This is a genomic window from Prolixibacteraceae bacterium, assembly GCA_019856515.1.
Taxonomy (GTDB): domain Bacteria; phylum Bacteroidota; class Bacteroidia; order Bacteroidales; family Prolixibacteraceae; genus Halosquirtibacter; species Halosquirtibacter xylanolyticus.
Genome location: CP082230.1, coordinates 3,092,877 through 3,107,036 on the forward strand (window position 1 = coordinate 3,092,877; position 14,160 = coordinate 3,107,036).

Below are 14,160 nucleotides of genomic sequence, written 5' to 3' on the forward strand. Positions count from 1 at the left end.
CAAGTGATGCAAAACATATTAGATAATATTGTCCGAAAGAAGATAGAGGAGGTGAGATCTCTATATATTCAACGTCCATGTTTTGATGAATCCATTCAGAATAGAACTTATACGCGTTCATTAGTCAGTAATATAAATCGTGCTAATAGCCCAGGCATCATTGCAGAATTTAAGCGACAATCACCAAGTAAAGGCATAATAAGCACAATAAAGCAACCTCTTGAGGTAGTCAAGCAGTATGAAAAAGCAGGGGCTGTTGCTGCATCCATACTGACCGATGAACTTTTCTTTGGTGGAACACTGAATGACATTATCTCTTTAAGAGACCAAGTCAACCTTCCAATTTTAAGAAAAGATTTTATCATTGATAAGATACAGATTGACCAAGCTGCAGCAGCAGGGGCAGATATTATTCTATTGATTGCATCAATTCTTACCAAAGAAGAGATATATGATTTCACTTCACATGCACATCAAATAGGGTTAGAGGTGCTTCTTGAAGTTCATGATGTAAAAGAGTTGGAAAAAGCTTGTACCGAAGTAGATCTTCTAGGTGTAAATAATAGGGATCTTAAAACCTTTGATATCGACTATGATCGCTCCATAAAACTACTTGATATGATAGATAACCACTTCATCTCTATCTCCGAAAGTGGTTTGAGTGATACGGCAGTAGTATCACACTTATATCAAAAAGGATTTAAAGGATTTTTGATGGGGGAGAACTTTATGAAACATGCTGCTCCAGGAGTTGCATGTAAGACATTTATTGACCAGTTAAGATAGATAAGGAGGAGGAATACAAGATGTTGATTAAAGTATGTGGCATGACCCAGAATAATAACATTAGTGATCTAACCCAAATAGACATTAACCTTTTAGGGCTAATACAATATAAGAGATCTCCTAGGTATGTTGACCTAAAAGATATTGATTGGGAACTACTCAAAGGTACAAAAATAAAGCCTGTTGCAGTCTTTGTCAATAACCCGATAGAAGAGATTAGAGAAGTACTTCTCAATACTCCCATCACTACTATACAGCTCCATGGAAAGGAATCCCCTAGTATGTGTAAAGCACTACAAAATTTAGGTTATACTGTGATAAAAGCTCTTGGTGTAGATAGTGAGTTTGAATGGTTAGAATGTGAAAAGTATATCGACAATATTGACTTTTTCCTTTTTGATACGAAGTCCATACAGCATGGTGGAACAGGTGTTAAATTCAATTGGGATCTGCTTCATTCATATCCTTATTCAACTCCATTCTTTTTAAGTGGTGGTATCTCTAATGATGACTTATCAACATTGAAGAATAACATTCATCCTTATATGATAGGAGTAGATGTTAATAGTCGATTTGAGGTATCCCCAGGCGTAAAAGAAATTAATGATATCAACACATTTGTTAATCACCTAAGAGATCTAAACAACGTCAAGATGGTCTAAAGTTATTGACACAATTAACAAATAAGTGAGAAGCATTAAAAATAAATAGATTACAGAATAATATACCCTACATATCAACAGAGGTAAATGACATAAATGGAGTTATCAATATGTTGAAAAACATAAAAAAAGGAGGCGATATACCGTATGCTCATAACCTTATTACAACACAATTCACAATGTTTATAACCATTAGGTAGACGGGTAAATTATTAAGATATACAAACACAACATTAGAAGATATGTACACAGTAGACGACAACGGTTATTACGGTAAGTTCGGAGGAGCATTTATCCCTGAGATGATGCATAAAAATATTGAATTTTTAAAACTTAAATATCTTGAGATCATTGAAGCGCCAGAGTTTCAAGTCCACTTCCAGAGCCTTCTTAGGGACTATGTAGGTCGACCATCACCACTATATTTTTCACAAGCACTTTCTGATCTATATGGAGGAAAAATATATCTTAAACGAGAAGATCTCAATCATACCGGATCGCATAAGATTAATAATACTATTGGACAGATTCTTTTAGCGAAGCACTTAGGTAAAAAAAGGATTATTGCAGAAACAGGAGCAGGTCAACACGGAGTAGCTACAGCAACAGTGTGTGCTAGAGCAGGCCTTGAATGTATCGTATATATGGGTGCAACAGACGTAGCAAGACAACAACCCAATGTAGAGAAGATGAAATTTCTTGGAGCAAAAGTCATACCTGTTACTTCTGGAAATAAGACACTGAAAGATGCCACAAACGAGGCAATCAGAGATTGGATATCTAACCCAGAAAGTACCCATTATATTATTGGTTCAGTAGTCGGGCCACACCCTTACCCTGATATGGTATCAAAGTTTCAATCTGTTATCAGCGAAGAAATTCAGAAACAGCTGCTCGAAAAAACAGGGAAGGCAAACCCTTCAAAAGTGATTGCATGTGTTGGTGGGGGTAGTAATGCCGCAGGTGCATTTTACCACTTTATGGATGAAAAAGAGGTAGAGTTAATTGCGGTAGAAGCAGCAGGAAAAGGAGTTGAAACAGGAGAATCTGCAGCTACAACAGCTCTTGGAAATCTAGGTGTTCTTCATGGTGCCATGACCCTTCTTATGCAGACTGAAGATGGGCAAATCATTGAACCATATTCTATTTCAGCTGGACTTGATTACCCTGGTATTGGACCTCTCCATGCACATCTATTTGATAGCAATAGGGCTACATTTGTTAATGTTACCGATGAAGAGGCACTAGATGCAGCACTTCAACTAACGAAGATCGAAGGGATTATACCAGCATTGGAATCTTCACATGCTCTAGCCGCATTAGAAAAGATAGAGATTGGTACAGATGAAGTCGTTGTTCTTAACCTTTCGGGAAGAGGGGATAAGGATATGGAAACCTATTTAAATTACTACAAACAAAAAGCACAATAACCATATGAATCGTATTTCAGAAGCCTTCAACAAAAAGAAGAAAAATATTCTATCTATATATTTTACCGCTGGATACAAAGGACTCAACAAGAGCATTGAGATCATAAAAAATCTCGAAGATAGTGGGGTAGATATCGTTGAATTAGGTATGCCATTCTCTGATCCAGTAGCAGATGGGCCTATAATTCAGAAAAGCAGTGAAACAGCTCTATCCCATGGAATGAGTGTAAAACAACTGTTTGAAGAACTGAAGGATCTAAGAAAACAGGTCTCAATTCCGGTACTACTAATGGGATACCTTAACCCGATTATACAATATGGTGTAGAGGAGTTTTGCAAGAGATGTAGCGAAGTTGGAATTGATGGGGTGATTATCCCAGACCTTCCATTAGATGTGTATGAACGACATTATGAGTCTATTTTTGAGAACTATAGGATCACAAATACTCTCTTGGTGACGCCACAAACGAATGATATAAGAATAAAACAGATAGACAAAAAAAGCAATGGGTTTATTTATGTGGTATCCTCAAATGGAACAACAGGGGATAATAAAGCGATACTTCACAACGATTATTTCGCCCATATTAAGTCATTACAACTAAAAACGCCGACACTTATAGGCTTTGGTATCAAAGATAATAAGAGCTTCCTTAATGCATGTGAATATGCCAATGGTGCAATCATCGGTAGTAGCTTTGTAAAGCATATCGAAAGTTCATGCTCTACGAAACACATTAAATCATTTGTAGATGAAATAGTTAAATCTTAAAGACATTATTTACAGAAAAAATAACATTACGGAAACAAATTATAAAGAAATATTACCCTAAATTTGCTCATATATTAATTACAACAAGATCAATTGTTATGCTTGACTATGCACGTGTTATTCTTCCCAAAGTAAGTTTTTCGGAAGAGTTATTCGAAAAGGAGTTATTAAAGTGTATTGAATGGGTCGGTCCCGACAACCTAAATGAACTATTACAATTCTGCCAAGATAATTTTGGCATCGAACATGGTAATATTATTAGAAGAGTTTTCAGCTAAATAATAAAAAAAGAGTCGACATTGTCGACTCTTTTTTGTTTCTAAGCTACAAGTAGGTTAAAGAGAGTAACTCTTCAAAAAAGGGTCGCTTTCTATTTGGTCTCTATTGCTCTAACTTTCTTAAGAATATTAGATGCAAATACGAATCTATTTAAATCCTCATTATCGACATGAAGTATCTCATCTGAACTACCTTCCCATCCTTTCTCACCTTGATATAAGAACAGTATTTTTTCACCAATCTCCATCACTGAATTCATATCATGAGTGTTGATTACGGTCGTAATTTTAAGATCTCTTGTGATCCTCTGTATCAACTTGTCTATCACAATAGAAGTAACTGGATCTAATCCACTATTAGGCTCATCACAGAAAAGATATTTGGGTTCAAGAGAGATCGCTCTTGCAATGGCAACACGCTTCTGCATTCCGCCACTAATCTCTGAAGGGAAAAGGTTATGTGCATTTTCCAATTCAACCATATCGATACATCGATCTACGCGCATCTCTTTCTCTTTTTTGGTCATATTGGTAAACATATCCATTGGAAATCGAATATTGTCAGCAACAGTCATAGAGTCAAAAAGTGCACCGGCTTGAAAAACCATACCTATCTCTTGGCGAAGCTTCTGTCTCTCTTTAAACTTCATAGAGGACACCTCTTTGCCATCAAAAAGGATACTACCACTATCTACTTCATGTATCCCAACAATTGATTTTAGCATCACCGTCTTACCTGATCCACTCTGACCTATTATAAGGTTTGTTTGACCAGGCATGAAAACGGCATCAATACCTTTTAAGACCTCTCGTCCTTGAAAAGACTTCTTAATATTTTTTACTTCTATCATTTGAAAAATAGTTGGGTAATAACTAAGTCCGCACAAAGAATTAGAATACTAGATAACACAACAGAGTCAGTACTAGCCTTTCCAACTTCTAGCGCTCCACCTTTAACATTATATCCATAGTATGCAGGAATTGATGCAATAATAAATCCAAAAACAAGAGACTTTATAAATGAAAAAGTCACATAAAAAGGATTAAAAGTGTGAACGAGTCCTTCTACGTAATCTCCCATAGACACAACACCTGTAACAGGACCAACAATAGCCCCTCCGACAATACCGGTAGCAACACTCAATATATACAATACCGGATTAAATACAATACAAGCTATGATTTTCGGAAGAATAAGATAGCTCGCAGAATTAACTCCCATGATATCCAGAGAGTCAATCTGTTCACTTACTCGCATACTCCCTATTTCGGTTGCAATATTAGAGCCCACTTTTCCCGCGAGTATTAATGCAAGAATAGTAGAGGAGAACTCTAAAATTAATGTATCTCTATTTCCTAAACCAATCAAATATTTGGGCATAAATGGATTGGTCAGGTTATAAGATACTTGAAGTGTCAAGATACCTCCCATAAAAATAGAAATGACCATTACAATCCTCATTGATCCAACACCAAGCTTATCAATCTCATTCAAAAGATGTTCCCAAAACACACTCATTTTTTGTGGTTTTTTAAACACCTTAGCCATCAATACGCAATAGTCTCCTATAGACTCAAATATCTTCATTATGACTTACTTTAATTATTTGATGATAAAAATACACAATAATAGTGCTCATACACAATTCTTTTAATTTTTCTCAAAATAGATGTAAAACTCGTTACTTAGATCAAAACAAACTATCTTTAGAGATGTTTTGTTTAATGACAATGTTGAAATTAATGGATACGTTGAATTAAAATCACAAAAAATTGGAAAGCAAAAACAATCACTGTGTAATACTTGCAGGAGGTACAGGGGCACGTCTGTGGCCAATCAGTACTAGTCAAAAACCGAAACAATTCTTAGATCTTTTAGGAACTGGAAAAACACTAATACAACTTGCTTATCAAAGGGCTAGTAGAGTATTTCCGAAGGAGAACATTTGGATTGTTACATTAGACAAGTATAAAGAGCTTGTTAATAAACAACTTCCAGAAGTACATAGTACGAACCTTCTCTTAGAACCATTCCAAAGGAATACGGCATCGAGTATGGCATACGCATCTCATAAGATTCATCACACACAAGGAGATGCAAACATCGTATTTACCCCATCTGATCATATGATCACAGATGAGTTTCTATTCAAACAGGAGATCGAAAATGCATTGGATTTTGTAAATCAAAATGACGTTATTTTAACTATTGGGATCAAGCCAACAAGAATAGAGACCGAATATGGCTATGTACAAGTTGACGAAAAGATTAAATATAAAAATATCTCCAACCTGTATCAAGTAAAAACTTTTACCGAGAAGCCCTCCCGAGATATGGCTAAGATATTCATTGAATCGGAGGAGTTCTATTGGAATAGCGGTATATATATCACTACGACCAACTCTATTATTGAAGGTTTTGCGAAATACCTCTCAGATATTCACAACCTATTTTTGTCTGGAAGACACAACTTATCGACAGAAAATGAACCCTATTTTATTCGAAAGGTTTATGCGGAGTGTCCCAATATTTCAATAGATTATGGTATAATGGAGAAAGCACAGAATGTATACACCCTTATATCTGAATTAGGTTGGTCTGATCTAGGATCTTGGAATTCATTCCAAGAGAATTTCTCAAAAGATGAAGATCATAATGTTAAAAATAGCGATCTTATCCTTACTTATCAGAGTGAGAACTCTATAATACAGCTCCCTAAAAATAGAAAGGCAATTATCCAAGGCTTAGATAATTTTATAGTTGTAGAGACAGATGATATTCTTCTCGTATGCAAAAAGGACCAAGAACATCTATTGAGACAGTTTAATACAGATATGAAACTTTTGGAAGAGCAGAAAGAAGTAGTACATTAAACAATTTGCTCATCATAAAAAAATAAAACGGTTGTAACACTATAATACAGTGATACAACCGTTATGTTTTTAGGACTTATGTATTTTATCGAAATATCTGCTTAATACTCCCATACATCTTGTTCCCAATTGAAAATCTCATTCTCAATTCTTTGAGCTTCTGCACTGGCATGTTTGCCTTTTGCATAAGATAAGATACGTCGATTGTTATACATATTCGACTCTTGATAAATATACCCATCAAACTTACGATTAATGAATACATCATAAAAACTTAGGTTTCTTGCATCATTGAAAGGGTTAAATACCTCACATTGACTCAAGATATTCCTTGTATTTGGGAAATAAATCCAACAAACCTGTTTCTTATTGATAGGAGATTTTGGATCATTTGGATCTTTAGGATATATAAGAATTGGACATAACCCTAAAATACGTACCTGCATATAAGATGCCTGCTTATCAAAAAACCAAACTTCTTTGATCATCAACTGCTTCACATCTCCAAGATTTACTTGATCTAATGTAAAAGGCTCTTGGAATGGTTCATCGGAATATGTCCAAAGTTTATCACCAACTTCATTCCAATCCATTGGAACATCAAATTCGTTTGTCTCATCTGGGCTATATGCTAAAAACTGACCTTTCTCAATTCCACTAAATAGAATTGTCATCAAATTCTTCTTCCCATTTACCTCCTTGGTTGGATAATAAAGGGGTTGGTTCATCTTCTCTCGAAGATCAATAATACGCCACAAAGTCTTTTTCCAAATAATATCTGCCTCTCTCACCTTCGGTAGAGGAGCAGGCTTTCTCTCTGAAGTGATATGCGGCACATACTGTGCATGAAGGAGCGTACTGCTGAGGCAAATTATTGCCATTATTAGGAATAGTACCTTTTTCATAATGCAAATTCTTTTGATAAAACACGTCCTATTATTAGAAGAGAACCATAATAGTTCTCTTCTTCTCATATAATGAGTTAATTAAAATTCTCTTAGTTGATTCGTAAACTGATACTTGGAAGACGTCGATCTGTTCCATCATCACCATGGGCAATAATGTTTTCAATATAAACACGACTTCCTCTAGTAACTCCTTTAATCAGCTTAATTTGATCTGAGGTTAAACGGTCAGAATTAGATTTCTTCTCCACTACAAAACCTCGTTTTGAAGTAGAAACAACAAAAGTTTTTACCTTAAACTTCAAATCAAAATCGAAATCCTTTAACACTGCTTCAACCTGCACACCTCTTTTGAACTTCCCTTTTAACACTGCACCATTAGATAATCCAAAAATCTCTGCAATTGGATCAGGCACACGTTTCACTCGGAAATCCATTTTACCCATCAATTTCTTTCCAGAAGGTAAATTCGCATATACTGAAACGACAGCTTTTTTACCTGCTGTTGTTGGATACACCTCATAACCACTCTTTGTTCGCTTAATTTTACCATTAGAAACCTGTGGTTCTAATTGACTTGGCAATACACCTGGAACAGAAATACTCACTGGGTTAGGTACCCCCTTGTAGAATACATTCATCTTCGTAGGAGATATCGTTAAAGTAGGGCGAGCCACTTGATATTCTCCTTTGAATGGAAAATTCTTATAACTGCCATTAGGCATCTTAAAACGAATCTTTCCATTATATGAATAATCACCTGCTTTGGTTGCTGGAACTGAGAAAATTGCTTTACCATTACCATTAACCTTCAACTTCTTTCCATTAACTGTAATCGACGGATATGATGTAGTATCTACTGCTGCAAGGAAAATCTGAGACTGATAAGTTCCTCCCTCTAATACATAGGTAGAGTTAGGTATAACCTGAGATAACAATTTATTAACCTTAAACGACTTGGCATCGATCTGTTTAAACAGATAGTTAATCACATCCGCCTCTGCATTCCTTAAATCAGACTGCATTTTAGTCATCAATGTCACGACTGCAATCAAAGGATAGCCATCAAAACGAGATGATTCCCAAGTCTGAGGAAGTTCACCTTTTATTTTCTTAGGCTTGTCAGTACTTAAAGATTTATTCAAGGCACTAACCAAAGCAGTATCTTGCTTTACCATAGTTACCAAATTCTCACGGTAACCTTCGAGCATCTCTTTAAGGACCTTACCTTTTCCCTCATTCAGCATAACTTCTGCCGCAATATGGGTATCATCCTTTTTCTCAATATTATCAAAATCGGCCTTTGGCTTTTGATCAGCTTTACATACAATAAACTCTTTAAGGTCTTGAATATGTTTCACTAATCGATCTGTTTTATTTCGAACAGAATCTGCCTTTGTCTTATATTTCCCGACTTTCTTTGGATTGACAGCTGCCGCTTGATCAAAACGAGCATAAGTCTGTATATTCTTCGCATTAAAGTTCTGGATCGTCATTTCCAGACCATGATCTACCGTCGTAAATGCGTTCAATACGTTCTTATCAACATTCAATGCAAGCATGGCTGTATATACCAAATACATCACACCAATCAGCTTCTGCCTCGGTGCTTCAGCACAAAACTTTGCTCCCATATTTTACTTGATATTAACGTTCATTGCACCTAACATATTACCATAAACGGCATTCAATGCTGATATATTATTATTTAACTGCTGTGCCTGTGCTTGATATTTCTTCGCTTCTTCAACAGTACCACCAAAAGCACTCTCCATTTCGCCCATCTTACCTGAGATCGAATTTGCAGCTGCTGCATATTGATTCGCTGAAGTCAGTTGAGCCTCATATGAAGAATTCAATGCAGTTAATTGATGATTCACTTTGGACATATTTGTACCAAATTGAGTTGACTCTTTCTCTAAAGTATCACCTAAAGCTTTGTGTGTATTTGCCAATACAGATGATGCACTATTATAAGAATCCACAACGCCACTTACTGATTTCTCCATCTTAACAGAAGCTGATTCATTGGTCTTGGCAAATTTACCCATAGCTTCAGATGCTGATTCCATATTCTGCATATAATCTTTTGCAGCAACAGTCGCATTAGAGATATCAGCAAAACCATTCGCAGTATTGGTCAAGTTCTTTAAACTTTTCTCTAGATTTTTCAACACCTCTTCAGAAACCCCAGGGATTGCACCTGCTGGAGCAGCAACTGCACCATTTGAAGGGACGGCACCCGATGCTACTTTATCGAACTGATCATAGAAATTATGTTTTAAAACTCCTTCTTGTTCATCTAACAAACGATCTTCTTCTGAACGAAGTTCAGGAAACACTCTTTTCCAATCTGGAATATCAACAGGCTTATCGAATACTCCTAGTAAGAAAAGAAATACCTCAGCCCCCATACCAATAGTCAACATAGTTCCACCACCTGGCCAGTGTTGTAATTTAAAAAGAGCACCTAATAGCACTACCGCAGAGAAGAAACTATAACAAAAACCTACAATCTTCTTTCCTTTATTCGAATGCAAAAAATCACCTACACCCATCTTCTGATTTTTTTAATTTTATATACGTTTATATTCACTCAATTCTACCTGAACACCCATTCAATAATGGCATGGATCACAATTAGACCCGATAATTTATATGCAATTAGTTAAATCACTAAATGACAAGTACCTCCATATCTATTTTAGCAGGCATTCTGTGTAAAACAAAATATCTGCTAAAACAATCTCAACAACAATGTATTATGTGCGAAACATTATATTAAAACTCATCTTGAAATGATGATCTAACACAACGGAAACCTATATAACTTTTTGCAGTATCCTGATACTCATAAGTTCGGGTACCCACTTGCAAGAAATATGCAATATCTTTCCATGAACCTCCACGGATAACTTTACGTTTCAATGCAGGTGGGTCATCAGGTAATGCATTATATTCATAGTTTGGATTCGCATCATGCATGAAGTTATATGTCGCTTCATCATAAGCAGATATTGTCCACTCTGCTACGTTACCAGCCATGTCATATAAACTAAACCCATTAGGATCGTACTTTGCAACTTCCGTAGTAGTCATTCCATTATCATCACTATAGTTACCACGTATTGGTTTAAAGTTTGCCATAAAACAACCTTCTTCATTACGAGTGTAAACACCACCCCATGGATACATCGAGTGAGCCAATCCTCCACGAGCACCATATTCCCACTCAGCCTCTGAAGGAAGACGATAGGCCTGAACAGGCTCTTGTCCATCTTTTTGAAGTGCATCATTCTTGTAATGTGTACGCCAAGCACAAAATGCACGCGCTTGTTTCCATGTCACACCAACAACCGGATAATCATCAAAACTTGGATGATAAAAATAAGTAGTTGCCATCGGTTCGTTATATGAATAAGTATAATCACGAATCCAACACAAAGTGTCAGGGTACACCATTACTTTGTTATTCATAATGAAACTAGAACGTCCTTCAATTGGGACTTGTTTTCCTTCAAGATCATATACAAATCCTTCATATTTATCTTCAGATGCATTATACGCATTCTCCCTCTTTGCAGCTTGTCTTAAATCAACCCAATAATACTCAAATATCAATTGGTTTGGATCAATGGATTTCTTACCAAAGATTCGATCTTTTTCTTTATAATAAAGATCTTCCAACGCCACCTGGTTGTCAGGGTCTGTCCATTCGATGTCTTCATCCCAATTTAGTATTGGTGGATCATAAGGATTTCCGTTATCATCCTCACTAATAAGAAAGTCGGCATTCACCTCGCCTAACTTCCTTCGAGCCAAAGAGTCTCGAACCCAGTAGACAAACTGACGATATTCGTTATTTGTAATCTCTGTTTCATCCATCCAAAAACCTTCCACTGTAACAGTTCGGTTTGGAGACAATCCAGATGTGATATCTTGATCACTTGGCCCCATGTTAAATGACCCCCTAGGAACATAAGTCATTCCATAAGGACTCGGCTCAAAGTACTTTCCTGATCTTTCTACTCCAACAAGCTCACCTTCCGAAGACTGGCTACAGCTTGCCAATAAAAGCAAGAAAGAACTAATCATTCCAAATAAGAAAAAATTTTTCATAATTTTCGTTGAATATGGCACTATAGTTTCCTTTTTTACAAAAATCTCACGCTCTTATAATGATGACTTCGCTTACTGGCCATCGTTATTCGATACGACAAATACACCTCATGAGAACCAGAGCTATATGAACTCAATGATGATGTCGAAATGTCATATGAATAGCCAATACGCAAACCATTTCTTAATTCAATACCACCTAGAACAACTATTGCGTCGTCTAGTCTATATGTTATACCTCCCCAATAACGATGTTTATATGTCGCCATTGCGGTCATGTCTAATTGCCAAACTACTCCATCATACTTATATAGTATCGAAGGGTGTAAGATTACATCCTTCCATTGAGAACTTAAATTTCCACCTGCACTGAAATAATAATGCCTATTTACAAATAGGTCATTCCCTTCAGTTGGAAACTTGGCTTGATTAATATGTGAAATAGAAGCAGCAAGATAGTAATATTTATGTTTATAATAAACACCACCGCCTAAGTCAAAGGCTACACTTGCAATATCAACGGTAGGAATCGCTGGATCGTCACCAAAATTAGGGTCTTTCCATTGCGGTTTAAACTGCTTATTCAGTATCCCCAATGACAACCCTAAACGTAAGTCTCCGCTCCCAACAACCATTCCATATGAATAGTCTAGCTTCACAGTAACGTTCTGATAATAACCAATTTTGTCACTACTAAAGTTCAATCCGACACCATCCATCTTACCCAATAATGGTAACTGGGCACTAATTCCAGCATCGGTAGATCTAGGGGCTCCATCAAACCCCGACCACTGAATTCTATTTAACATATAAGCATCAATAAAGCGATCTTCTCCCGCCGCTGCAGGATTGATTGTCAACATATTGAACATATATTGACTGTATTGCGGATCTTGTTGGGCTCTAGCAACGAAAATAGTTATTATATTTAAAACTAAAAAACATAAACTATAATTAATGATTACAAATGACTTTAACTTAATTTTATTCATGCTAGTTCCATACTTGTTTTACATTATACAAATATCATAGATGATCACTTCTCAGCTGTTATCTTTATGCACAACATTCATTCTTTTATGTACAATATAACGCCAAAGACGTTCTGTAATTTCACCTTTTCGAGAGAATTCATAATCCTCTCTTAAACAAGAAACGTAGTCAGAACGTAGATTATTGTATTGAACAGCAAACCACCACCGTTCACTTATTCTATGCTTCATAAAATAGAGAACTACACCATACGAATCTAAGGGTATTACATAATGATCCATACACTTTGCCTCTGTTCCAGTAAAAAAATCATTATCGAAACTCTCGAGCCCCATTAAAAAATGCCAAATCATTTGTGCAATAGAATATGCACCCAATAAAGTTGGATCAAAATCTACATGATATCCCCAGAAAGAGAGAGAAGAAGGGCGATTTCCCATGCCATAATACCACATCATTTGACACATCTCGGTTGAACTCAACCCATTAGGATGTGGAGTAATACCTCCTGGTGTATCAACAGATTTCATCACATCAAGATGCACCCCTACAGCAATACTATCTCTTAATTCGGGCTCCATAAGACACATCTCATCACGAATTTTCCCAACACCCAAATGATGTCCACCAAACGATTGAAAATCATCCATATTTGTCTTTGAATTCAAATACTTCTGCGTTCCTAATACAATTAGCATCTTTTTATCTTCATCTTGCAAATGGTAGTTCCATCCACAAACCTCATCATTCTTAAGACTTGGAATTCGTGAATCAAACCAAATGACATTACCATCTCTTTGATTTCTTTTAAATAAAACATGGAATAGAGAGGATTGGTTCCCTAAAACTAATGGAAAAGCACCTTGTCTTGTTATTTCGGCAATAACCTCATCAAATGCAACTTTAGTATCCACTACAGTCCGTCCACTTTTCACATTCCCAAGATCTCGTATCTTCAACATGGTAAAATGATCATACATATTGTATAAGGCCTCCCTTAAAGCATCATAATTATCTCTTCCAAAATTTGAAGCACCAAGTTCTAACAATCCTAATATCACGACCTCTCTCTTAGAAAACGTACCAGGCTCCGACAATTCTGTCAAGTATTTGATTTTTACACCTACTTTTCCCTCACTAAAAACAGTCGAAGGAAACACATCAAAATCAATTGGCTCTATTAGATCTACTAATTCCATACAAATTAAACCTTATTCTGTTTAGGGGAAATAACATACAAATATTACATTCTTATAAAGCTATCAAAAATTGTAATTGATATCAATATACGATCTAAAGAAATATAACATTTTTCCATATTTCAAAATAGAGAAATAGGCA

At 36.0% G+C, this 14,160-nt stretch carries 14 protein-coding genes; 6 read left to right on the plus strand and 8 right to left on the minus strand.

Going from position 1 to position 14,160, the window contains the following annotated elements; translation table 11 throughout:
- Positions 1-6 precede the first annotated feature (6 nt).
- The 5 genes from trpC to K5X82_11265 all read left to right on the plus strand — a co-directional run bounded on the left by trpC (position 7) and on the right by K5X82_11265 (position 3,928).
- Positions 7-786, plus strand: a complete 780-nt coding sequence (gene trpC, locus K5X82_11245) for an indole-3-glycerol phosphate synthase TrpC (protein QZT35869.1) — start codon at positions 7-9, stop codon at positions 784-786.
- 41 nt (positions 787-827) lie between these two features.
- Positions 828-1,448 (plus strand): phosphoribosylanthranilate isomerase, encoded by a 621-nt coding sequence (locus K5X82_11250; GenBank protein ID QZT35870.1) that lies wholly within the window; start codon positions 828-830, stop codon positions 1,446-1,448.
- Between the two features lie 242 nt (positions 1,449-1,690).
- The gene (gene trpB / locus K5X82_11255) at positions 1,691-2,878 is read left to right on the plus strand and encodes a tryptophan synthase subunit beta (protein QZT35871.1); all 1,188 of its coding nucleotides are present in this window, start codon (positions 1,691-1,693) and stop codon (positions 2,876-2,878) included.
- Positions 2,879-2,882: 4 nt separating this feature from the next.
- Positions 2,883-3,650, plus strand: coding sequence for a tryptophan synthase subunit alpha (gene trpA / locus K5X82_11260; GenBank protein QZT35872.1), 768 nt, complete (start codon positions 2,883-2,885; stop codon positions 3,648-3,650).
- 98 nt (positions 3,651-3,748) lie between these two features.
- Positions 3,749-3,928, plus strand: coding sequence for a hypothetical protein (locus K5X82_11265; protein QZT35873.1), 180 nt, complete (start codon positions 3,749-3,751; stop codon positions 3,926-3,928).
- 92 nt (positions 3,929-4,020) lie between these two features.
- On the opposite strand, the gene K5X82_11270 is transcribed toward K5X82_11265, so the two are convergent.
- Positions 4,021-4,779: an ATP-binding cassette domain-containing protein gene (locus K5X82_11270; protein ID QZT35874.1), complete on the minus strand. Its 759-nt coding sequence runs from the start codon at positions 4,777-4,779 to the stop codon at positions 4,021-4,023.
- On the minus strand, positions 4,776-5,516 hold the full coding sequence (locus K5X82_11275) for an ABC transporter permease (GenBank protein ID QZT35875.1): 741 nt from the start codon (positions 5,514-5,516) through the stop codon (positions 4,776-4,778). Before K5X82_11275 ends, K5X82_11270 begins: the two co-directional genes overlap by 4 nt.
- A gap of 185 nt (positions 5,517-5,701) precedes the next feature.
- Between K5X82_11275 and K5X82_11280 the strand changes: the two genes are divergently transcribed.
- Positions 5,702-6,802 carry a mannose-1-phosphate guanylyltransferase gene (locus K5X82_11280; GenBank protein ID QZT35876.1) on the plus strand — a complete coding sequence of 367 codons (1,101 nt, stop codon included), beginning with the start codon at positions 5,702-5,704 and terminating at the stop codon, positions 6,800-6,802.
- Positions 6,803-6,903: 101 nt separating this feature from the next.
- Here K5X82_11280 and gldN read toward each other — a convergent pair whose 3' ends face one another.
- From gldN to K5X82_11310, 6 genes are all read right to left on the minus strand, one after another.
- Positions 6,904-7,707, minus strand: a complete 804-nt coding sequence (gldN, locus tag K5X82_11285) for a gliding motility protein GldN (protein ID QZT35877.1) — start codon at positions 7,705-7,707, stop codon at positions 6,904-6,906.
- Between the two features lie 92 nt (positions 7,708-7,799).
- Positions 7,800-9,341: a gliding motility protein GldM gene (gldM, locus tag K5X82_11290; protein ID QZT35878.1), complete on the minus strand. Its 1,542-nt coding sequence runs from the start codon at positions 9,339-9,341 to the stop codon at positions 7,800-7,802.
- A 3-nt stretch (positions 9,342-9,344) separates the two neighbouring features.
- Positions 9,345-10,265 (minus strand): gliding motility protein GldL, encoded by a 921-nt coding sequence (gldL, locus tag K5X82_11295; GenBank protein QZT35879.1) that lies wholly within the window; start codon positions 10,263-10,265, stop codon positions 9,345-9,347.
- Positions 10,266-10,488: 223 nt separating this feature from the next.
- Entirely contained in the window at positions 10,489-11,802 is a 1,314-nt protein-coding gene (locus tag K5X82_11300) for an SUMF1/EgtB/PvdO family nonheme iron enzyme (protein ID QZT39124.1), read from the minus strand.
- A gap of 59 nt (positions 11,803-11,861) precedes the next feature.
- Positions 11,862-12,818: a type IX secretion system membrane protein PorP/SprF gene (locus K5X82_11305; GenBank protein QZT35880.1), complete on the minus strand. Its 957-nt coding sequence runs from the start codon at positions 12,816-12,818 to the stop codon at positions 11,862-11,864.
- A gap of 51 nt (positions 12,819-12,869) precedes the next feature.
- A complete protein-coding gene (locus K5X82_11310) occupies positions 12,870-14,018 on the minus strand; it encodes a hypothetical protein (GenBank protein ID QZT35881.1) in 1,149 nt (382 codons plus the stop codon).
- Positions 14,019-14,160: the final 142 nt, after the last annotated feature.

Coding starts and splice junctions, on each gene's coding strand:
- trpC (QZT35869.1), top strand. CDS start 7: ATGCAAAACATATTAGATAATATTGTCCGAAAGAAGATAGAGGAGGTG.
- K5X82_11250 (QZT35870.1), top strand. CDS start 828: ATGACCCAGAATAATAACATTAGTGATCTAACCCAAATAGACATTAAC.
- trpB (QZT35871.1), top strand. CDS start 1,691: ATGTACACAGTAGACGACAACGGTTATTACGGTAAGTTCGGAGGAGCA.
- trpA (QZT35872.1), top strand. CDS start 2,883: ATGAATCGTATTTCAGAAGCCTTCAACAAAAAGAAGAAAAATATTCTA.
- K5X82_11265 (QZT35873.1), top strand. CDS start 3,749: ATGCTTGACTATGCACGTGTTATTCTTCCCAAAGTAAGTTTTTCGGAA.
- K5X82_11270 (QZT35874.1), bottom strand. CDS start 4,779: ATGATAGAAGTAAAAAATATTAAGAAGTCTTTTCAAGGACGAGAGGTC.
- K5X82_11275 (QZT35875.1), bottom strand. CDS start 5,516: ATGAAGATATTTGAGTCTATAGGAGACTATTGCGTATTGATGGCTAAG.
- gldN (QZT35877.1), bottom strand. CDS start 7,707: ATGAAAAAGGTACTATTCCTAATAATGGCAATAATTTGCCTCAGCAGT.
- gldM (QZT35878.1), bottom strand. CDS start 9,341: ATGGGAGCAAAGTTTTGTGCTGAAGCACCGAGGCAGAAGCTGATTGGT.
- gldL (QZT35879.1), bottom strand. CDS start 10,265: ATGGGTGTAGGTGATTTTTTGCATTCGAATAAAGGAAAGAAGATTGTA.
- K5X82_11300 (QZT39124.1), bottom strand. CDS start 11,802: ATGATTAGTTCTTTCTTGCTTTTATTGGCAAGCTGTAGCCAGTCTTCG.
- K5X82_11305 (QZT35880.1), bottom strand. CDS start 12,818: ATGAATAAAATTAAGTTAAAGTCATTTGTAATCATTAATTATAGTTTA.
- K5X82_11310 (QZT35881.1), bottom strand. CDS start 14,018: ATGGAATTAGTAGATCTAATAGAGCCAATTGATTTTGATGTGTTTCCT.